Source organism: Sphaerisporangium sp. NPDC051011, assembly GCF_040653595.1.
In the GTDB taxonomy this organism is placed as follows: Bacteria; Actinomycetota; Actinomycetes; order Streptosporangiales; family Streptosporangiaceae; genus Sphaerisporangium.
Window position 1 is genome coordinate 213,202 of record NZ_JBFAGG010000008.1, and the last position, 19,333, is coordinate 232,534.

General features: G+C 69.1%; 20 protein-coding genes. 8 read left to right on the forward strand and 12 right to left on the reverse strand.

What is annotated here, in order from left to right; all coding sequences use genetic code 11:
* Positions 1-321 precede the first annotated feature (321 nt).
* From AB0H21_RS20260 to AB0H21_RS20270, 3 genes are all read right to left on the reverse strand, one after another.
* Positions 322-1,131 carry an isocitrate lyase/phosphoenolpyruvate mutase family protein gene (locus AB0H21_RS20260; protein WP_358518495.1) on the reverse strand — a complete coding sequence of 270 codons (810 nt, stop codon included), beginning with the start codon at positions 1,129-1,131 and terminating at the stop codon, positions 322-324.
* A gap of 196 nt (positions 1,132-1,327) precedes the next feature.
* Complete coding sequence (locus AB0H21_RS20265) at positions 1,328-2,833, reverse strand: SPFH domain-containing protein (protein WP_358518498.1); 1,506 nt, start codon at positions 2,831-2,833, stop codon at positions 1,328-1,330.
* A gap of 33 nt (positions 2,834-2,866) precedes the next feature.
* On the reverse strand, positions 2,867-3,046 hold the full coding sequence (locus AB0H21_RS20270) for a hypothetical protein (protein ID WP_358518501.1): 180 nt from the start codon (positions 3,044-3,046) through the stop codon (positions 2,867-2,869).
* Between the two features lie 335 nt (positions 3,047-3,381).
* Here AB0H21_RS20270 and AB0H21_RS20275 point away from each other — a divergent pair, with 335 nt between their 5' ends.
* Positions 3,382-5,535 carry an NAD(P)-binding protein gene (locus AB0H21_RS20275; protein WP_358518504.1) on the forward strand — a complete coding sequence of 718 codons (2,154 nt, stop codon included), beginning with the start codon at positions 3,382-3,384 and terminating at the stop codon, positions 5,533-5,535.
* A 6-nt stretch (positions 5,536-5,541) separates the two neighbouring features.
* Here AB0H21_RS20275 and AB0H21_RS20280 read toward each other — a convergent pair whose 3' ends face one another.
* Complete coding sequence (locus tag AB0H21_RS20280) at positions 5,542-6,618, reverse strand: acyltransferase family protein (protein WP_358518506.1); 1,077 nt, start codon at positions 6,616-6,618, stop codon at positions 5,542-5,544.
* A gap of 407 nt (positions 6,619-7,025) precedes the next feature.
* Positions 7,026-7,850: an SDR family NAD(P)-dependent oxidoreductase gene (locus AB0H21_RS20285; RefSeq protein ID WP_358518509.1), complete on the reverse strand. Its 825-nt coding sequence runs from the start codon at positions 7,848-7,850 to the stop codon at positions 7,026-7,028.
* A 111-nt stretch (positions 7,851-7,961) separates the two neighbouring features.
* On the opposite strand from AB0H21_RS20285, the gene AB0H21_RS20290 reads away from it, so the two are divergent.
* Genes AB0H21_RS20290 through AB0H21_RS20305 form a run of 4 tightly spaced genes read left to right on the forward strand, consistent with a single transcriptional unit; the run spans position 7,962 to position 11,917 of the window.
* A complete protein-coding gene (locus AB0H21_RS20290) occupies positions 7,962-10,583 on the forward strand; it encodes a nitrate- and nitrite sensing domain-containing protein (RefSeq protein WP_358518512.1) in 2,622 nt (873 codons plus the stop codon).
* Positions 10,580-10,987, forward strand: a complete 408-nt coding sequence (locus AB0H21_RS20295) for a roadblock/LC7 domain-containing protein (RefSeq protein WP_358518514.1) — start codon at positions 10,580-10,582, stop codon at positions 10,985-10,987. The genes AB0H21_RS20290 and AB0H21_RS20295 overlap by 4 nt, the downstream gene beginning before the upstream one ends.
* Entirely contained in the window at positions 10,984-11,361 is a 378-nt protein-coding gene (locus AB0H21_RS20300; RefSeq protein WP_358518517.1) for a DUF742 domain-containing protein, read from the forward strand. The genes AB0H21_RS20295 and AB0H21_RS20300 overlap by 4 nt, the downstream gene beginning before the upstream one ends.
* Positions 11,342-11,917, forward strand: coding sequence for an ATP/GTP-binding protein (locus tag AB0H21_RS20305; protein WP_358518520.1), 576 nt, complete (start codon positions 11,342-11,344; stop codon positions 11,915-11,917). The genes AB0H21_RS20300 and AB0H21_RS20305 overlap by 20 nt, the downstream gene beginning before the upstream one ends.
* 63 nt (positions 11,918-11,980) lie before the next feature.
* On the opposite strand, the gene AB0H21_RS20310 is transcribed toward AB0H21_RS20305, so the two are convergent.
* The 5 genes from AB0H21_RS20310 to AB0H21_RS20330 all read right to left on the reverse strand — a co-directional run bounded on the left by AB0H21_RS20310 (position 11,981) and on the right by AB0H21_RS20330 (position 15,063).
* Positions 11,981-13,120, reverse strand: a complete 1,140-nt coding sequence (locus AB0H21_RS20310) for a DUF3103 family protein (protein ID WP_358518522.1) — start codon at positions 13,118-13,120, stop codon at positions 11,981-11,983.
* 265 nt (positions 13,121-13,385) lie between these two features.
* A complete protein-coding gene (locus AB0H21_RS20315; protein ID WP_358518525.1) occupies positions 13,386-13,586 on the reverse strand; it encodes a DUF397 domain-containing protein in 201 nt (66 codons plus the stop codon).
* 185 nt (positions 13,587-13,771) lie between these two features.
* Positions 13,772-13,975 carry a DUF397 domain-containing protein gene (locus AB0H21_RS20320; RefSeq protein ID WP_358518528.1) on the reverse strand — a complete coding sequence of 68 codons (204 nt, stop codon included), beginning with the start codon at positions 13,973-13,975 and terminating at the stop codon, positions 13,772-13,774.
* Positions 13,976-14,068: 93 nt separating this feature from the next.
* Positions 14,069-14,269, reverse strand: a complete 201-nt coding sequence (locus AB0H21_RS20325; protein WP_358518531.1) for a DUF397 domain-containing protein — start codon at positions 14,267-14,269, stop codon at positions 14,069-14,071.
* Entirely contained in the window at positions 14,260-15,063 is an 804-nt protein-coding gene (locus AB0H21_RS20330) for a helix-turn-helix transcriptional regulator (RefSeq protein ID WP_358518534.1), read from the reverse strand. The genes AB0H21_RS20325 and AB0H21_RS20330 overlap by 10 nt, the downstream gene beginning before the upstream one ends.
* Positions 15,064-15,274: 211 nt before the next feature.
* Between AB0H21_RS20330 and AB0H21_RS20335 the strand changes: the two genes are divergently transcribed.
* Both AB0H21_RS20335 and AB0H21_RS20340 read left to right on the forward strand, forming a co-directional pair.
* Positions 15,275-16,135 (forward strand): ATP-binding protein, encoded by an 861-nt coding sequence (locus AB0H21_RS20335; RefSeq protein ID WP_358518535.1) that lies wholly within the window; start codon positions 15,275-15,277, stop codon positions 16,133-16,135.
* Positions 16,136-16,405: 270 nt separating this feature from the next.
* Complete coding sequence (locus tag AB0H21_RS20340; protein WP_358518538.1) at positions 16,406-17,014, forward strand: NYN domain-containing protein; 609 nt, start codon at positions 16,406-16,408, stop codon at positions 17,012-17,014.
* Between the two features lie 58 nt (positions 17,015-17,072).
* On the opposite strand, the gene AB0H21_RS20345 is transcribed toward AB0H21_RS20340, so the two are convergent.
* Entirely contained in the window at positions 17,073-18,200 is a 1,128-nt protein-coding gene (locus tag AB0H21_RS20345; protein ID WP_358518540.1) for an XRE family transcriptional regulator, read from the reverse strand.
* A gap of 90 nt (positions 18,201-18,290) precedes the next feature.
* On the opposite strand from AB0H21_RS20345, the gene AB0H21_RS20350 reads away from it, so the two are divergent.
* Complete coding sequence (locus AB0H21_RS20350) at positions 18,291-18,494, forward strand: hypothetical protein (protein ID WP_358518543.1); 204 nt, start codon at positions 18,291-18,293, stop codon at positions 18,492-18,494.
* 16 nt (positions 18,495-18,510) lie between these two features.
* On the opposite strand, the gene AB0H21_RS20355 is transcribed toward AB0H21_RS20350, so the two are convergent.
* On the reverse strand, positions 18,511-19,116 hold the full coding sequence (locus tag AB0H21_RS20355) for a VanZ family protein (RefSeq protein ID WP_358518545.1): 606 nt from the start codon (positions 19,114-19,116) through the stop codon (positions 18,511-18,513).
* Positions 19,117-19,333: the final 217 nt, after the last annotated feature.

Consider the following 19,333-nt stretch of genomic DNA (forward strand, 5'->3'; position numbering starts at 1 on the left):
CGGCGACGGACGACGACCAGCAACCGCCCGCCGCCGAAATTGGAGGGACGACCAGGTACGGGTGGCGGATCAGCCTGATGGACTCACGGACAAACCCTGGCCACGCGACTCTGCACCACCACAACGCGGTAATCGGCTGCTTGCGGACCGCCCACCTCCTGGAGACAGGCACACGGCCAGCCGGACGCCCCCAACCCCGGAAACGGGCATGGGCGAACCCGGACCGCCCGCCCGCCGGGGCGGGGACTCGTGAGGGTCGAACCCGTCGCAGGGCTTGTCTTCGTGGATCGCCGCCAGAGGCGGCCTTCGGAAGGGCGGCGGTCAGAAGGTGGGCAAGGGGTCGTAGGGGCTGTGACCTTCGCTGATCGCTGTGAGCATCGTGGCGAGGTACCGCTGGGTGGCGGCGTGGAGGCCGTGGCCGAAGCTCACCCGGGCCACCCCCAGCGCGGCCAGTTCGGCGATCGAGGGCACGCCCGGCCGGAACAGCACGTTCACCGGCCCGCCGATCTCTGCCACCAGCGCCCGGATCGTCCCGGAATCCGAGGCCAGGATGGGGTACACGCAGTCGGCCCCCGCGCGCAGGTAGGCCCGCCCGCGTGCCACGGCGTCCGCGAGCCGCTCATCCGGCGTCCCGGTGCCGTGGGCGAAGGAGTCGACCCGGGCGTTGATCACCAGCCCGGTGCCCGCCTCCCGGGCCGCCGCCCGTACCGCCGCGATGAAGCCCGCCTGCTCGTCCGCGTCCACCATCGCGCCGGTACGCGGGTCGGAGTCCTCAAGGTTCGCCCCGACCGCGCCCGTCGCGGCGAGCCGCTCGACGAACTCGGCGGGCGCGAGCCCGTACCCCCGTTCCATGTCGGCGGTGACCGGCACCGTCACGGCCCGCGCGATGCGGGCGACCTGGGCCAGCACCTCGCCGGCCGGGGCCGCCTCGCCGTCGTCGTACCCGAGGACCGGGGCGACCGCCGCGCTGCCCGTGGCCACGACCGGGAACCCGGCCGCCGTGACGGCTCGCGCGGACGCGGCGTCCCAGACGTTCGGCAGCACGAGCGGGCGGCCGGGCACGTGCAACGCCCGCAGCGTGTCCGCCTTCGCGGCGTTCTCCCGTTCCGTCGCCATCTCCTGTGCGGTCATGACATGCCCTTCCGTCGCCGATCCCCTGCCGTGGAGCTCCGGCCCATCATGTCCCGCACGGTCTTAGGCCTCTTCCTCGGCCCTCTTCCCCCGGCCCCGTCACCCGTCCGGGTCGTCGTACTCGCCGGGGACCATACGCTGCGGGCGTGAGACGCCCCGGGACCCCGCGACCCGGGCCCCGGAGCGGGCTTACACGTCAGACCACGTCCACCTTGTCCACCTTGTCCGCCTTCTGCGGCGCCGGCTCGTTGCCGTTCAGGTTCGACGGGGTCGCGCCGGAGAGCAGCGAGCGGGCGAGGCCGAGGCCCGTGCCGCCGAGCGTGAGCGCCTTGGCGAGCATCTCCTCCACGCCCTGGGCGCCGTTGAGCACCACCATGTGGTCGACGTTGCCGAACGCCTTGGCGCCGGCCTCGACGATCGCCGGCCAGTTCTCGGCGAGCTGCTGGCCGATGACGGCCTCCTGGTTCTCGGCGAGGGCCTGCGCGCGGGCCCGGATCGCCTCGGCCTCGGCCAGACCCTTGGCCTTGGCGGCCTCCGCCTCCGCGAGGCCGCGCGCCTTCGCGGCCTCGGCCTCGGCCAGACCGCGCGCCTTGGCCGCAGCCGCCTCACCCTCACCGGTGGCGCGGGACGCGGCGCCCGCGGCCTCGGCGCGCAGCCGTACGGACTCGGCGTCCGCGGCGGCGGCCTGCTTCACCTGCGAGGCCTGGGCGGCGGCGCGCAGCTCGGTCTCGCGGGCCTCGGCCTCGGCCTGGGCGATGCGCGCGTCGCGCTCGGCCTGGGACAACGTGACGGTCTCGTACGCCTTGGCGTCGGCGGGCTTGCGCACCTGCGACTGCAGCCGCTGCTCGGAGAGCTGGGCCTCCAGCTCGGCGGCGCGGGTCTCCTGGACGACGACCTCCTGGCGCGCGGTCGCCTCCGACAGCGGCCCGGCCTGCCGGGCCTTGGCGGCGGCCTGGTCGACCTCGGCCTGGTAGCCGGCCTGCTGGATCTGCGACTCGCGGACCGCCGCGGCCTTCTTGGCGTTCGCGGCCTGCTCGGCCTCGGTGGCCTCCTGGTCGCGCTGGGCCTCGGCGATGCGCGCGGCGGCGGCGACCCGGGCGGCGTGCGGCTTGCCGATGTTCAGGATGTAGCCGGTCTCGTCGTCGATCTCCTGGATCTGGAGGGAGTCGACGACCAGGCCGAGCTTGCTCATCTCGTCGGCGGCGCTGCTGCGGGTCTCTCCGGTGAGGCGCTCGCGGTTGAGGATGAGGTCCTCGACGGTGAGGTTTCCGATGATCGAGCGCAGGTGGCCGGTGAACAGCTCGTGGATCGCGCCGCTCATGCTGTCCTGCTGGTCGAGGAAGCGGCGGGCGGCGTTGGCGATCGAGGTGAAGTCGTCGCCCACCTTGTAGATGATGACGCCGCGCACCTGGACCGGGATGCCCTGCTGGGTGACGCAGTTGACCTGCAGGTTCGTGGCCCGGCTGTCGAGCCGCAGCCGCCGCGCGGTCTGGAAGCCCGGCAGGACGGCGGTGCCCTTACCTGTGACGATCTTGAAGCCGAGGCTCTCGGCCAGCTCGTTCCTCGAACGCGCGCCGAGACCCGAGATGATCAGCGCCTCGTTGGGCTCGGCGACCCTCCATACGGCCTTGAACAGCAGAACGATGACGATGAGCAGGATTAGGAGCCCGCCGGCCCATACGGCCAGCTCTGTGGTGGTCAATGAGACCTCCGGAATGAGGGGGGAGAGAGAAGGTCAGACGATCGCGCGAGCCACGTAGACCGTGCGTGGCGGCGAATATTCGACGACGACGATGATCGTCCCCACCGGGATCTCCTCGTCGGGAACCGCTGGATGGGCGTAGAAGGCCTCAACGCCCCCGCGTATCGGCACTAACACCTCGCCCACGAGCCCCGGCCCTATTCTGCCGGTCACCCTGCCCTGTTTCCCAACCACCCTTGTACACCCCGTCGCCTTACATAGGCCGCGAACGCGAACGTTACCCCGTTGCCCCGTCACATCATCAGCGAGCGAAGAATCTGTTATCTCTTCGCCACGCTTCTGACCATCCGCGCACATCGCCTTCACCCCCGCCAACGACCGGCCTCGACCCCGCGTTCCCGGACGAGCCCGTCGTTTCGAGCCACCGCGGCATGCCTGCCCGCGGTGCGGCTGCCGGGGGTGCAATGGGCGGCAAATAAGGCTGAAAAGTTCGGCCCGCGCTGCCCGACACGCTCTGTTTCGATTTCCGCTCGGGTGATGATCGCGGAATGATGGCTCATTTCCCGCGTGACGGAGACACCCCCGCAGGGCGTGCCCCCGACCCCGGGGAACATGCGCGGAAATCCGGGGAATGCGCGCCCGAAGCCGGGAAACACCCTCCCGGCCCCGGCGAGCCGGCAACGTCCGGAACGGACCGGCGGATCAACCGGCGGCAGTTCGTCGACGGTGTGGCGGGCACGGCCGCGTGTGCGGCGCTCGGGCCCCTCGGACGGCGGACCGGGGCGGAGGCCCTCCGGCGCGCCGAGAGCGTGCCCGTCCAGCAGGGCGAACCCGGAGTTCACGCGGCCCGGCAGGCCGCGATCCGGGCGATCCGCCCATCCCGCGCCCGAACCCTCCAAGGGGACACCCCGGACGCGCTCGGCGTGCCGCACGCGCTGCGCGACGGACGATTCTGGGAGCGCGCGGGCACACCCCGTCCGACCGGCGAGAGCTACGACCTGGTCGTGGTCGGCGCGGGCATCAGCGGCATCACCGCCGCCTACGCCTGGGCGGCGCGCGACCCCGAGGCCCGCGTCCTCGTCCTGGACAACTACGACGACGTCGGCGGGCACGCACGCCGCAACGAGTTCCGTCCCGCCGGGCGCGCGGGCCCGCTGGTCGGGCACGGTGGCTCCCGCTCGCTCTACGCCCCCTCGGCGTGGTCGGCCGAGGGCAGGGAGCTGCTCGCGGAGCTCGGGGTCGACGTGCGCGGACGCCGCCCTCCGGAGGACTTCTACCGGGCGCTCGGGATGCACGAGGGCGTCTTCTGCGACCGGGAGACCTATCCTGCCGGGCCCGCCGACAGGCTGGTCGTGCTGGACCCGGCCAAGCCCGCGCGGCGGTGGGTGGCCGAGCTGCCCGTCGCTGAGCGGGCGAGACGCGACCTGGTCATGCTGTTCGAGCACGCTCCCGACTGGTTCCCCGGCCTCACCGACGCACGCAAGAAGGAGATGCTGGCCGGGCTCACGTACGCGGGGTTCCTGCGCGAGGTGTGCCGCGTCCATCCCGAAGCCGTCGCCTTCTGCCAGACGATGCCGAACGCGACGTGGGCCTACGGCGCGGACGCGCTCGGCGCCGTCGACGCCTGGGCGGAGGCGGGCCGCTTCGCCTACCCCGGCTTCGCGGGCCTGCGCCTGGACCGCTCGGCCCCCTCGCCGTACAACGCGCCCCGCGTGGCCCGGCGCTGGGCCGCGCGCGACGCCGACGTCCCGTGCTTCCCCGAGGGCAACCAGGCGCTCGTGCGGATGATGGTGGCCCGCATGGTGCCCGGGTTCGCCGGGTCGTGCTCCCCGCGGCACATCACGACCACGTGGTTCGACTACGGCACGCTGGACCGTCCCGGCAGCCGCGTGCGGGTGCGCCTGTCCAGCCCGGTGGTGCTGGTCCGCAACGACGGCCCGCCCGGCACCGCGACGTCCGCGACCGTGGGCTACTACGACGGCGGCCGGGTCAGGACCGTACGGGCGGGCGCGGTGGTCATGGCGTGCTGGAACATGGTCATCCCCTACCTGGTCGAAGATCTGCCCGACGAGCAGAAGGCGGCGATGCGCCAGGCGGTGAAGATGCCTCTGGTGCACGCGACGGCGCAGTTGCGCGGCTGGCGCGCGTTCCGCGAGGCCGGGGTGCACCGCGTCCGGTTCACGGGGGCGTACTGGGTCACGGCCGAGCTCGCGCCGCCGGTGAGCGCCGGGTCCTACCGCGCGCCGGCCCACCCGGACGAGCCGATCGCCGTCCACCTGCTGCACACCCCGGCCCGGCGGGGTCTCGCGCCGAGGGACGCCGCGGTCGCGGGCCGCCGCGAGCTGGCCCGCACGCCGCGGGCGGCGATGGAGTTCGGCGTGCGGGAGCAGCTCGCCCGCCTTCTCGGCCCCTACGGCTTCGACCCGGCGCGCGACATCGAGGGGCTGACGATCAACCGCTGGGGACACGGGTACGCGCCGGAGTACGTGCGCCCGTGGGACGCCTTCCACCCGGACGGGCCGTTCCCCGCCGAGATCGCGCGGCGGCGGTTCGGGCGCATCGCCGTCGCCAACTCCGACTCGGTGCCCGGAGCCGACGCGGACGCGGCCGTCAGCGCCGCGTACCGCGCGGTGGGCGAGCTGCGGGCGGGTCCCGGCGGGCCGGCCGATCCGAGCGACCCGGGCGGTCCCCAAGCGGCCTGAGCGGTCTCAGCGGGAGCCGCGCGGACGCCGGATCATCGTGAACGCCCATGACGTGTCGGGCTCGACGGCCCAGTGGAAGAGGCGTTGCACGAGCGGGGTGCACAGCACGGTCGCGAGGACGGCGCCGAACGCGGCGGTCAGCGCCACACCGGCGGGGTTCACCAGCAGGTGGTCGTACGGTTCCAGGAGCTTCACCACGAAGCCGTGCAGCAGGTAGGCGTACATCGTGGCCATGCCGAGGCCGGAGAACCACGTGCGGCGGGAGGGCGTGACAGCGAGGAAGGCGGCCACCAGGACGGCCCCGGCCGCCAGCATGCCGAGCCGGATCAGGCTGCCGCTCAGGTTGCCGACGCCGATCTTGGCGTTGCTGTGCCGCCAGCGGATCCACTCGGTGGCGATGTCGGTGTGGAACGCCAGCGCGGCGAGCAGCCCCGCCGCGAGGACGACGGCGCCGAGCACCCGTACCCACGGCCGCTTGAGGAAGTCGAAGTGCTCGGGGCGCAGGAGCAGGCCGAGGACGTAGAACGGCAGCAGGCCGAGCGTCCGGTTCATCGACAGCTCGTCGGGCAGGTCGCTCATGCCGGACATCAGTGACAGGCCTACGGCGATGACCAGCGGCCAGCGGAGCTGCTGCCAGACCGGGGTCGACAGCCGCCACATGAACAGCGACATGAGGAACCAGGTCAGGTAGTACGGGTCGAGCAGGCTGATGTCCAGCTTCCCGTACAGGATCAGGCGCGGCAGCGAGTAGGCCACCTCGAAGATGACGTACGGCACGGCGAGGCCGCTGATCAGCTTCCGCGCCTTGCCCGCCGAGAAGGTGAAATTTCGCGACAGGTAGCCGCTGAGCATGATGAAGAGCGGCATGTGGAACGTGTAGACGTAGAAGTACGCGGCGTGCGCGAACGCGACGTCCCGCAGCCCCTCGATGAGGTGGCCGGACACCACCAGGATGATCGCCAGGAACTTCGCGTTGTCGAGGTACGGGTCGCGCTCCCGCCTCACCGGCGCGACCTTGACGTCCTCGCCCTCCGGACGGGGCGCCGCCAGGGGAGCCTCGGGCGGCGGGCCCGCCGGAGCCACGGACGGCCGGTCCGCCGGAACCGCGTGGTGCGCCGGAAGGACGGGGGCCGGCTGGTACGCCGGAGCGGCGGGATCGGGGTGGGCCGCCGGAATTCTCGGAGCCGGCGGAACCGCCGGGGCCGCAGGGGCCGTCCAAGCCTCCGGGACGGCCGGAGCGTGGGTCTCCGGGGCCGGGGAAGGCTCCGGAACGACGGTCGGCAGCGGCTGCGTCTCGAAATCGGGGCCGACCCATTCCGGGCGGTGGGGCGCTGTCACAGCCTCCGAACCCTAGCCAAATCGGCTGGGAGCGCGGCGAACGCCAGGTGTCCTCCAGGCGAACACCACCCGTCCGCCACTTGAAGAAGAGCTGACCGGAGCCTTACGGGCACCGGCCGGGCTCCTTTCCGGCCCACCGTTTCACAACGATTTCACGACAGTTCGTCGGCCGAGAGGCCGGTGACGGCGAGGCTGTTCGTCCACAGCGCGGCGGCCAGCTCGGGGTCGGTCATGCGCGGGGACGTCGAGGCCGGGACGCCCTTCGCGAAGTAGCGCCCGGTGTGCTTGACGCCGTCGGGCGTGGTGGCGAGGTGGACGAGCGTGCTCGCCCCCTGCTCGGGGGTGCGCGCGACGCCGGGGATCACCATGAGCAGCTTCATGTACAGGCTGTCGGGGGCGAACCCCGTGCGGATGACGCCGGGATGGAAGCAGGTGGCCGCGACGCCGCGACGGGCGAGCGCGACCGTGAACAGCGCGTTGGCCTGCTTGGTGTCGCCGTACTGCAGCCAGGCGCTCCAGCGGCGGCGCCCGCGGTCGAGGTCGCCGGGGTCGAGGCGGCCGGACTTGGCGGCCTGGGACGAGGTCGTGACGACCCTGCCCGCGGAGGCGGTGACGCGGGCGAGCAGCAGGTTGGTGAGCAGGAACGGCGACAGGTGGTTGACCTGCATCATCAGCTCGTGGCCGTCGCGCGTCAGCCGCCGCTCGGTGGACATGACCCCGGCGTTGTTGACGAGCACGTCGATGCGCTCGTAGCGGTCGAGCAGGTCGGCGGCGAGCCGGGTGACCTCTTCGAAGGAGGCGAAGTCGGCGGTGGCGATGTCGGGACGGCGACCGGCCGCGCGGGCGACGGCGTCGGCGACCGACGTGAGCCTGGCGCGGGATCGGCCGACGAGGACGACGTCGTGCCCGGCGCGCGCGAGCCCCTCTGCGGCGGCGGCTCCGATGCCGGCGCTGGCCCCCGTGATCACACTAATCATGTCTGCCTCCCGTACGCCGGAACTCTATCGGTGCTAGCCTTCAGACCGATCTTCCGGAGGTGCATTTCCCTATAAATACGGCACGATCCTCCGAGGCATGCAGGAGTCACCATGGGTTCTGGCAAGCGGTCCATCCGCTTCAAGATCTTTTCATTGCTACTGCTCCCTCTGCTGTCACTCAGTGCCTTATGGGGATTTGTCCTGAATCTCACGATTGGTGATGGCATCTCCCTCGCCAGGGCCAACACCACCTACCAGGGCATCGGCGTCACCTCGACCGACCTGGGCCTGCAGCTTCAGGCCGAACGCATGCTCTCGGTCTCCCGGCTCAGCACCTCCGCCGGCGACGTCGACCGGCTCGCCGCCCAGCGCCACACCACCGACCTGTCGCTCGCCAGGTTCGAGGCCGAGGTCGCCCGCCAATCCGGCGACACCGTCGGGATGGAGGACGCGCTCGGCGCCCTCCAGGAGGAACTCCAGCGGCTCCCCGCCCTCCGCGCCAACGTGGACACCGAGCAGACCACCCGCCTGGACATCGCGCAGTCCTACAACCACATCATGGACGCGATGTTCCACGTGTACGACCGCATGTCGTCGGTCCCGGACCTCACGATCTTCGAGCAGGCCGGCGCGCTGCTGGCGATGGGCAACGCCCGCGAGTACATCTCCCGCGAGAACGCCCTCGTCCTCAGCGCCCTCTCCACCGGCCGCCTGTCCGACGCCGAGTACGCGGCGCTCGCCGACTGGGCCGCCAACCGCCGCGCGCAGTACGCCCGGGGCATGGCCACATTCGACCCCGAGCTCCGCAAACCGTACGAAGAGGTATTCGCCACCCTCACCTTCAAGCGGTTCCAGACCATGGAACAGGACCTCATCAACCGGGCGCGGGCGGGCGCCCCGCTACCCCCGTCGGTGAAGGCATGGCGGCCGATCACCGACAACCTGTCGGCCATACTCGACGAGGTCGGCCTCAAGTCGTCGAGAACGATGGCGAGCCGCGCCCAGAACGTCGCCACCGGCATCCTGGTCCGCATCGGCCTCGCCGGCGGGCTCGGCCTGGTCGCGGTCATCGCGTCCATCATCATCTCGGTGCGCTTCGGCCGCCGCCTCGTCCGCGAACTGGCCGACCTGCGCAACTCCGCGCGCGAGCTCGCCGACGTACGGCTGCCGCACGTCGTGGCCCGCCTGCGCCGCGGCGAGGAGGTCGACGTCGAGGCCGACGCGCCGGACATCAACGAGGGCGACTCCTCCGAGATCGCGGACGTCGCCCGCGCGTTCGGCTCCGTACGCCACACGGCCGTCCAGGCGGCGGTGGAGCAGGCGAACCTGCGCCGGGGCGTCGGCCAGGTGTTCCTGAACCTCGCGCGCCGCAAGCAGGGACTGTTGCACCGGCAGCTCACCCTGCTGGACGCCATGCAGCGGCGCGCCGCCGACCCCGACGCCCTGCGGGACCTGTTCCAGCTCGACCACCTGACCACCCGCATGCGCCGCCACGCGGAGAGCCTCATCATCCTGTCGGGCGCGGCGCCCGGCCGCGCGTGGCGCAAGCCCGTCCCCGTCGTGGACATCGTGCGCGCCGCCGTCGCCGAGGTGGAGGACTACACGCGGGTCACCGTGATGCCCCTGCCGAACGCCCACCTGAGCGGCAACTCGGTCACCGACCTCATCCACCTGATCGCCGAGCTGATCGAGAACGCGACGATCTTCTCGCCGCCGCAGACGCGGGTGCAGGTGCGCGGCGAGGTGGTGGCCAACGGTTTCGCCGTCGAGATCGAGGACCGCGGCCTCGGGATGGCCCCGCACGAGTACGACGCCGTCAACGAGCGCCTCGCCCACCCGCCCGAGTTCGACCTGGCCGACAGCGACCGGCTCGGCCTGTTCGTGGTCGGGCAGCTCGCCGCGCGTAACGGCGTCAGCGTGATCCTGCGCGCCTCGGCGTACGGCGGGACGACGGCCATCGTCCTCATCCCGAAGACGCTGGTCGCCGACGACGGCTCGCCCTCGCCCATCCCCGGCTCGCTGGCCGACGTCGTCCCCTCCCACGGCCCGCTCACCGCGCCACCGGCGCCGCAGGCGCCCTCGGCCTCGGCCTGGCAGACCCCGGCCCTCGGGCCCGCCGTTTCCGCCGGTGACGCCGACGAGCCGAAGCCGTCGATGTTCTTCACCCCGCCCACCTCGCGCGCGCCGGAGTCCACACCGTCCCTGACGGTGGTGCCGGGCATCGCGGACACCGGCCCGATCGGCCCGCCCGTCCCCGCGAACGACGCGCCCGAGCGGCCCGCCCCCCGCTCCACGTCCACCGGCACGCACCGCGGGCTGCCGCGCCGCGTCCGCCAGGCCAACATGGCGCCCCAGCTCCGCGAGACCACCGGCCCTCTGTCCGCGCCCACGCCCGCGGAGGCCACCCCCCTGCCGCGACGCACGGCGGACGCGACCGGCTCCGCGGAGCGGTCGCCGGAAGATGCCCGCGCCATGTTCGCCGCGTTCCAGCAAGGAGGACGCCGCGGACGCCTCGAAGCGGAAGAAGAAGTCCCGGAAATGGCCGCCGACGGCCCGAGGGCGCACGGCGAGCCGCTGAGCAGCCACGACGGCGAGAACACCCCGCCAACCGGAGCATCCGAGAGCGACGCCCCCGTCACCATCCGGCCGGACCAACGTGACCAAAGGCGAGACCTACGCAACCATAGTGATGGTTACGTACACCAGACGAATGGCGAGAAGGGCGACGAATGACCGGCATAGTGTCGTCGAATGGCGAACTCAACTGGCTCCTCGACGATCTGATCAGCAGGGTCGCGGCCGTGCGCCAGGCGGTCATCCTCTCCACCGACGGCCTGGTCGTGGGAGCCTCCTCGGGCTTCAGCCGTGAGGACGCCGAGCACCTGTCGGCCGTCGCGTCCGGCTTCCAGAGCCTCGCCCGCGGCGCGGGACGCCACTTCGGCGGCGGTGAGGTGCGGCAGACCATCGTCGAGATGGAGTCGGCCTTCCTGTTCGTGACGGCGGCCGGCACCGGCACCTGCCTCGCGGTGCTGAGCAGCTCGGACGCCGACGTCGGTCACATCGCCTACGAGATGGCGATGCTCGTCAAGCGCGTGGGCCAGCACATCTCGACCAATCCGCGGCGGACCCTGTCATGACCAGGCGGGGAGAGCAGTGGCTCGACGAGGAGGCAGGGCCGATCGTCCGTCCGTACGCGCTCATCCGCGGGCGCACGCGGTCGTCGGCGGACGATCTCGACCTGATCGCCATGGTCACGGCGACGGGCGCTCCGTACACTGGCGACGCCGGTCTCGGCCCCGAGGAGACTCGCATCCTCGAGCTGGCCGAACGGCCGATGTCCGTCGTGGACATCGCCTCCGAGATCGACCTGCCGCTCGGCGTGGTCCGCGTTCTCCTCGGCGATCTCCACGACCAGGACCTGATCAGCGTACGGGCCCCCGCCCACAACAAGGGGCCGCGCCCTAGCGAGCGCATTCTCAAGGAAGTGATCAATGGCTTACGAGCCCTCTGAGGAGCCCGTCGCCCTCAAGATCCTGGTCGCGGGCGGGTTCGGCGTGGGCAAGACCACGCTGGTCGGGGCGATCAGCGAGATCCGGCCGCTGCGCACCGAAGAGGTGCTGTCCGACCGCGGCATCGGCGTCGACGACGTGGACGGGGTAGAAGGCAAGACGACCACCACGGTCGCCATGGACTTCGGCCGCATCACCATCCGCGAGGGCCTGGTCGTCTACCTGTTCGGCACGCCCGGCCAGGAGCGCTTCTGGTTCATGTGGGACGAGCTGTCCTACGGCGCGCTCGGGGCCGTCGTCCTCGCCGACACGCGCCGCCTCACCGACTGCTTCCCCTCCATCGACTACTTCGAGCAGCGCGGCACGCCGTTCATCATCGCGGTCAACTGCTTCGACGGAGCCGACCGCCACGAGGCGGAGGATGTCCGGATCGCCCTCGACCTCGACCCGGAAATCCCGGTCATCATGTGCGACGTCCGCCGCCGCGCCTCCGCCAAGATCGTGCTGGTGGCCCTGGTCGAACACGCCCTGCGCACGCTGACCCCCGCCGCGGGGTAGCCCGGAACGCCCGACGGTGGCTCTCCCGTGTTCGCGCGGGGGAGCCACCCGTCGTTGTACCGGTCAGAGCTCGGGCACCCAGTACGGGCTGACCTCCATCCAGCCGTTGCCGCTGGCGCCGTTGAGGTGGCCGCTGCTGGTGGTGGCCAGGGTGTACCAGGAGTCGACGTAGTCGGGGTCGTCTGTCCACCACGAGTTGGGCATCGCCGACAGGATGCCGTTCACCAGCGGGATGTACACGCCGGCGTCGATGATCGTCAGCAGCGCGGTGGCGATGGCCTGGGCGAGCGCCAGGTAGTTGGTGTCACCGTCGTCCTCCATCATGACGACGTCGGCCAGGTTGTACTTGTAGGCCGAGTAGTGCACGAGGAGCTGGTTCGGGTAGTACGTGGTGTTGTCGTTGTCCAGGTACGGCATCTGGACGATGTTGATGGTCGCCTTGCCGTCCAGGCCGAAGCCGCCCACGACGCTGAAGATCTCGGCGTCGCCCTTGATCCAGGGCTCCTTGTCGTCCTTCAACCGGACGGCGTTGACCTTCGTCGCCCAGTAGCCACCCGCCGCCTTGACCTGCGCGCCGCTGGGCTTGGCGGCCACCAGGCCCCGGGCCGCCAGGGCGTCCCGCGTCACCTGGAGCCCCAGGGGCAGCGCCTTGGCGACGTCGACGTCCACGACCAGCACCGGCCGCTTGGGCACCTTCGCCGGATCGAGGCTCACCTTGCCGCCGAGCGAGTCGTACGCGGTGATCGGGGCGGGCTCGTCATCGGTCGGAGCCGCCGCCACGAGCGGCGCCTCACCGCGCGCCAGGGCCGCGCGCATGGACGGCTCCGCGAGCCGCACGCGCAGCAGCGAACCGCCGTTCAGGGGAAGCGCCTTGGCCGCCAGCACGTCCTGGTTCGCGGCGCGCACGGCCCCGTCCAGCGTGGTGCCGGACGCGAACGCCGCGAGGTCCGCGTCCCCGGCGGCGGTGGCCGCCACGGCGCGCTCACGGACGGCCTTGTAGGCGAGCGCCCCCGCGACCTGCTCGGCGAGACGGTCGGTGACGGTGAACACCTCGCTCGGCAGCGGAGCCTTACGCTCCACCGCGGCGGTGGCGCCTCCGGTCAGGGAGGCCGAGCCGGGATCGGCGGGCGCGGCCACGGCCGTCCCGGTGGTCAGGGCGAGTGCGGTGACGGTGGCGAGGGCGGTCATGAGGACTCGGGTCACGAGCCTTCTCCTTCTACCTCGAACTTCCACGAAGCTCTCTGAGGACTCCGGCCAGGGGGTTTCCCGGTCCCAGACGAAGCAGCGAGTCAGTCGGAGAGTGACAAATTCTTACAAGCATTGAAATGTCCGAACTTGCCCACAAGTCAAGCCCGCTTTGTCGCCTTCAACCCCCACCCCAGCACGCGCACGAGAACCTCACACGCGACCCGCCCCCCGGCAACCCACCGTCCATTCCCCCGCCACCCCCAAGCCACGGCCCCCCGCACTACCCGCCCGCGAACACCCCCGCCTTCACCCCGGCGACGAACACCCCCCACTCCCCGCCACCGAACCTCACCACAGGCCCCCCGAGATCCTTACTGTCCCGCACAGCGACCCCCTGCGAGAGAGCCGCGACTTCCACGCAGTTACCACCATTGCCACTGCTGTAAGAAGACTTACGCCACAGCGACCCGTTCACGTCCATCTTTCCGCCCTCTTGTCAACGGACCACCACGGTCCAACCGGAACCTCCGCCATCACGCCGCCACCGGTTTCATCGTGCGGCTCTTACCGGGCGCCACGTCGGCGAGAAGGGACGACGGCGATGCCGGCGCCCGATTACGGATCATCTGGAACGACCTGGATCAGCGCCAAAGAGCGCGCAGTGACCTAGTCACGCCCGCCCAGCCGACCGGCTTTCACCTCACCGACGAACATGTGCCACTCAGCGGAAGCGCACCCCAGCACGGGTCCGCCCGGATTCTTGCTGTCTCGCACGGCCACACGTTGCGGCAGAGACGCAACCTCCACGCAGTCCCCGCCATTGCCACTGCTGTAGGAGGATTTCCGCCACCGCAGGTTCTTCACGTCCATGTCTCCGCCACCTACGCCATCAGGTTCATCGATTGCCTGGACGGATGGGAGCATCGATGGGATCGGCACCCCACACGGCGATCTTCCGCTCCACTACACGCCCGCGAACAGACCCGCCTTCACCCCGGCGACGAACACCCCCCACTCCCCGCCACCGAACCTCACCACAGGCCCCCCGAGATCCTTACTGTCCCGCACGGCGACCCCCTGCGAGAGAACGGCGACTTCCACACAGGCACCGCCGTTGCCACTGCTGTACGAGGATTTACGCCACGACAGGCCGTTCACTTCCATGTCTCTGCCACCTTTGCCATCAGGTTCATCGATTGCCTGGTCGGCAGCGCCTCGGCCCGGAGAGATTCCCACAGGCATTTCAGGGCCGCCACATCGGGAGCGTGTTCGATGACATCGCCGCTCAGCGCATTATCCACGTAGACGACCTCGCTTCCGTCGAAACCCGTGACGACGAGGGGTCCTGCGAGGCCAGGATAGGCACCAACGTCCAGCGGCACAATCTGTATTACGACCCGAGGATGCTGCGCGACGTCCAGCAGGTGCATGATCTGGTCGTACATCACTTGCGGCCCGCCGACCGGCCGGCGAAGGACGTTCTCGTCCATGATCGCGACGAACATCGGCGGCGCTTCCGAACTCAGGATGCGCTGACGCTCGAGGCGCGCCTCCACCTGGTCGTCCACGTCGAAGGGTCTTCCCGACCGGTCGATGACCTCACGCGCGTAAGCCTCTATTTGCAGCAGGCCCGGCACGAGAAGCGGTTCGTACCATAGGAGCGACGTCGCCCTGGCCTCGATCGAAAGCCATTTCCCCACCCACTCGGGGGGCATACTGCGACACACGAGATCCTGGGCCAGTCGGGTGAGAATTCCACCCGTCCCCAGCACCTTGTCGCAGCGTACGGCGAAGTCGGGCTTGGGGACCCTTCTGCCTGTCTCCACCATCGCGACGAAGGACGGGGAGTAACCGACGATCGCCGTCGCGAGCTGGGACTGGCTCATTCCGGTGGCCTCGCGCGCCTGCCGGAGTTCCCTAGCAAAGAATTCGAGCGGTGTCATGCGATTGCCGTTCACGGTCCCTCACAGTCGCTCACGGAATGGATGCCGCCTTCACGGTCGCCCGTACGGTCGGCGCCTTATTGCGGAGCCTACGACGCTGGTCATAAACCTGGGAAGCGTTAATTAAAAACGCGAGATGAATAGCCCAGATCTGTCCGAAATGTCGAAACATTCGACCTTGGCCGCTCATCCATAACGGGCAAATCCAGCCGACGGAGGAATACTCATGCGCACCCTTGGGAGGACCGCGGGAGTCAACGGGCGACACCGGCGGGGAGCGCCCGCCGTACAGGTCACTCGGCGACGATGGGACCCGGCCAAGCGCGCCGCCGCGCAGCAACTGGACCGGTTAGAACCCGGCTGGGCCGTCTGGTACGGCGTCGGCACCCGCCGCTTCTACGCCGCCGCCATCTGGCCCACCCCGAACCCCCTGATCGTCCAGGCCCGCATGCCCGACGAACTACGCACCCTGATGCGCGAAGCCGAACAAACCACCCCGCCACACGAAGCCCGGCGGACCACCCCGATGCGTCAGCCCGAACAGGCCGCCCCAGTGCGCGAAGCCGAGCGGACCCCTCCACCCAGCGTTCTCGCCACACCCCCTGCCTTTGCCCCGCCTCCCCCACACCGAGGAGCAGCCCCGATGGCCGGAACACCGGACGGCACACGTACCGCGTCCTGGGACCTGCCCCACGACCCCTCGATGGCCGCCAAGGCCCGCAGGATGGTCCACGACACTCTCACCGCCTGGGCCTTGGACGACCTCGCCGACGACGCGGTCCTGGTAACCGCCGAGCTCTTCGCCAACGCCGTTACCCACGGCGAGCCCCCGATCAGGCTCTCCCTCAGCGCCTCCCCCGAGTGCCTGACCATCCGCGTCACCGACCACGGCCCCGGCAGCCCCCGCCACCTCTCCCTCAGCCCCGACTCCCTCCACGGCCGCGGCCTCCCGATCGTCGCGGCCCTCACCACCGCCCACGGCACAGACCTTCTCCCAGACGGGACAGGCAAGACCATCTGGGCCCGCTGGCACCTGCCATCCCCCGAGGGACCGAAAGCAGGCGACGCACACGCAGCCCCTCGATGAGACCAAGACGCCCGAGCAAGATCGCACCGAAGGTGGCGTGCCGGACCGGCTCGATGTCCGCGAATCACTCCTCCCACTGCCGTCGCTCTGAGACACTTCCAGGCACGGAGCGTGATGTGTCGAGCTTTGACGCTGTCGGGATCGGTCAGGTACCCTAGCTTCATTACGACCCCGTGCGCAGCTTCGCCTGCGCACGCATTGCGTCTCCGGGGAGCCTTCGGGCTCCCCGTATTTTTTGCAGAAACAAGCGCAATGTTCAGGGGTTACGCGATGACGGCACGCCGGATCAGGATTTTCATCGATTTCTGGAACTTCCAGTTGAGCTGGAACTCCAATATGGGTCCGAAGCAGTGCGATTGGCGCGCATTACCTCCTACTGTTGTCGGTTCGGCGGCGTCGGTGCTCACTGCCGTGGGGCTCACCGACCCTGTGGATCTGGAAGAAACGCTACTCTATGCCTCAGTTGATCCCGTCTCTGATGCCAGGCTCCGCAACTGGCTGACGGGGACCATCGAGCGCCTGCCTAGCTGGAGAGTGTCGATTCGCGAGCGACGGTCTCAGCCGCGACACGTGCACTGCCGGAACTGTGGAGCCGTGACCACCGCCTGTCCGACATGCGATCAGCCCTACAGGGCCAGGCTCGAAAAGGGCGTTGATGCCGCGATCGTGACGGACATGCTGTCGCTCGCTTGGCAAGATGCCTACGACGTCGCCGTATTGATCACCAGTGACGCCGACTTCGTGCCCGCCGTAGAGCGTATTCAGGAGCGCGGTCTCAAGGTAATCAATGCTGGATGGTCAGGTAAGGGCCACCAGTTGAAGGCGGCCTGCTGGGGGTCATTCGACCTGGATGCCGTCGCAGGAACCATGTGCCGGTGAGCAGCAAACATGCGGCATACCCGGCGAAAAGGAGCCGACACGGACGCCAACCCCTTGGTCATGCGAGATCTTCGAAGTCGGCCGCCAGGGGGTCGATCGGCATCTCGTGCGGTCTGGGGAGATCTTCGGGCACCAAGGTGTGCCGCAGCAGTTCTATCGCTCGATCCGCGCTTATTATGCCTCGCCGGTAGGCGCGAACCGCCGCCTGCGAGTAAGACGGGGCCAGCGCGATCGGCTGGAGTTCGTGTTCGACTCGGACACCCATCTCCAGGTAGTCAGCGGGAGTCGGGCGCTGAACCTTGAGAGGCTCAAACTGGTTACGAGAGATCAATTCAAGGGTGCGCGCATGCGAGACCACCGCCGTCCAACTGACCCGGTACTCCGCCGCAAGTACGACCAACCGGGATCGCGGGTCCTCCAACTCCTGGGACAACTGCTTCCAGCGGCGAATGACGGACGTGCGCGGTAGCAGGAAATGGACCGCGAAGGCGTTGATCAGCGCCTCTCGGTCCGCCGGAGCCGTCCCGAGTCCGAACTCGGTCGTGTACTCGTCCGCGAGCAGATGATGGCCCAGCTCATGCGCCAGGGTGAAACGACGCCGACCGGTGTCCGCCGCACCGTTGACCAGCGCGACCCCGACGCTCCCGAGACGCACGTAGCCGCCGTCTATCACCTTGGGCCCCAGATCCAGGGAGAAGGCGAGGAGACCGAACGACTCGACGACCGCTTGCAGGTCCACAAGAGGACCGTCACCGTGCCGGAGCAATGAACGTGCCTCGATCGCGCCCGCCTCAGCGTCCGCCAGCGTGGTGCCCCCTGCGGGGAGCGCCGCGGTGGCGACCGAAAGCACACCTATGTCGGTCAGCAGCTCTACGTCCCGGCTGGTTCGTTCCAACTCGTCCTCGAGTCGCTGGACATTCTGGTCGGCCGAGAGGCCGATACGGTGGCTTGCGATCGATGCTGGCGGGCGGGTGAGAAACCACTCGACCGACCGTCCGAGCGCGTCCGCGAGCCGAGCCAGCTCCAACGCGTCCAACTGACGCTGACCGAGTTCCACGCGCGTGATCGCCGACCGGTGTAGCCCGACCCGATCACCAAGCTCTCGCTGAGTGAAACCCGCACGCTCCCGCGCCGCTGCCACCCGCCCCCCGATCTCGGGCCAACTGTCGAGTCGCACGCGTACCATGTCGGGACTCCTAGATCAGGTGCAGTTTCCGCACAATCCAGCCTAGAAGACCCCGCACCATGCGCAAGCAGCCTCGTCGATCGTCATCGCATGAAACGGCCCACCCGGTCGTTTCGAACGCATGACTCTCTCACCGACACCCGAGACTGGAACGTCCCGCACCCCGGAGTCGGGTCCGCGACTCGTTTCCAGGTCCGCAGCAACTTCCTGTCCCGCTACCCCGTCCAGCAGGCCGGCGGCCGCACGATCTACCACAAAGGAACCTGCCTGATCGGCCGACATAGGGCGCAGTGAGCGTGAACCGGTTACCTCACGGGTTAGCTGAGCTAGAGGCACTGCGCCCGTCAGAGGGTTTGGCATGCTGCACAACGTCCATCTCGAAGGCCCTAATCACCGGAACAAACGCAGCATATATGACATAGCCTATAATACCACCCAAAGTGTTCAGGATGAGATCGTCGACGTCAAAAATCCTGTAGGTGTAGCCGATTGCCTGAGATATGAGGAATTGCGCCCCTTCTATGAGCAGCGATACGCTAAAAGCTATGAACGCCAGACGGTGAACACCCCTGACTTTCCAGATCGCGGGAACCAGGTAGCCCAGTGGCAGGAAGAGTAGAATGTTGCCGACGATTTGCCTGATCAGCACCGCCGAACTTTGGTGTTCCATCATGCCGATCAGCCCCTTGAGGGGGATCAGATTGTTAGGAGGGGAACCATACAATCGGCGATCACGTAGCACCTCCGATTGAACTGGAAGCGGAAATAGCGTCACGTCCAATAATAGGAGAACATACACCGCCAGCGCAATACCTCCCAGTAGGCGGAATTTCGATGGACGCGTCTTTTTATTCCACACCATCAAAAAGATAATGATTACGGGAAGTGCCAAGACGAGAACGGTTCCTTTGAGCATCCTTCACACCTCGCATGGCAGGTTAAGCATGACTGTTTTGATAGGCAGCACATGGCGTGCACTCGTGTTGATGGGTGAACGCCCATATGCGGGTTCACCCACCAAACGTGAGTGCCGAAGCCGTTGTTCGGAGGCCATCACGACAGTACTGATTGTCAGATTGACACCGTCGAACGTCTTCGCGTAGTAGAAACGGTAGTCGCCGGCGCCGACTCCT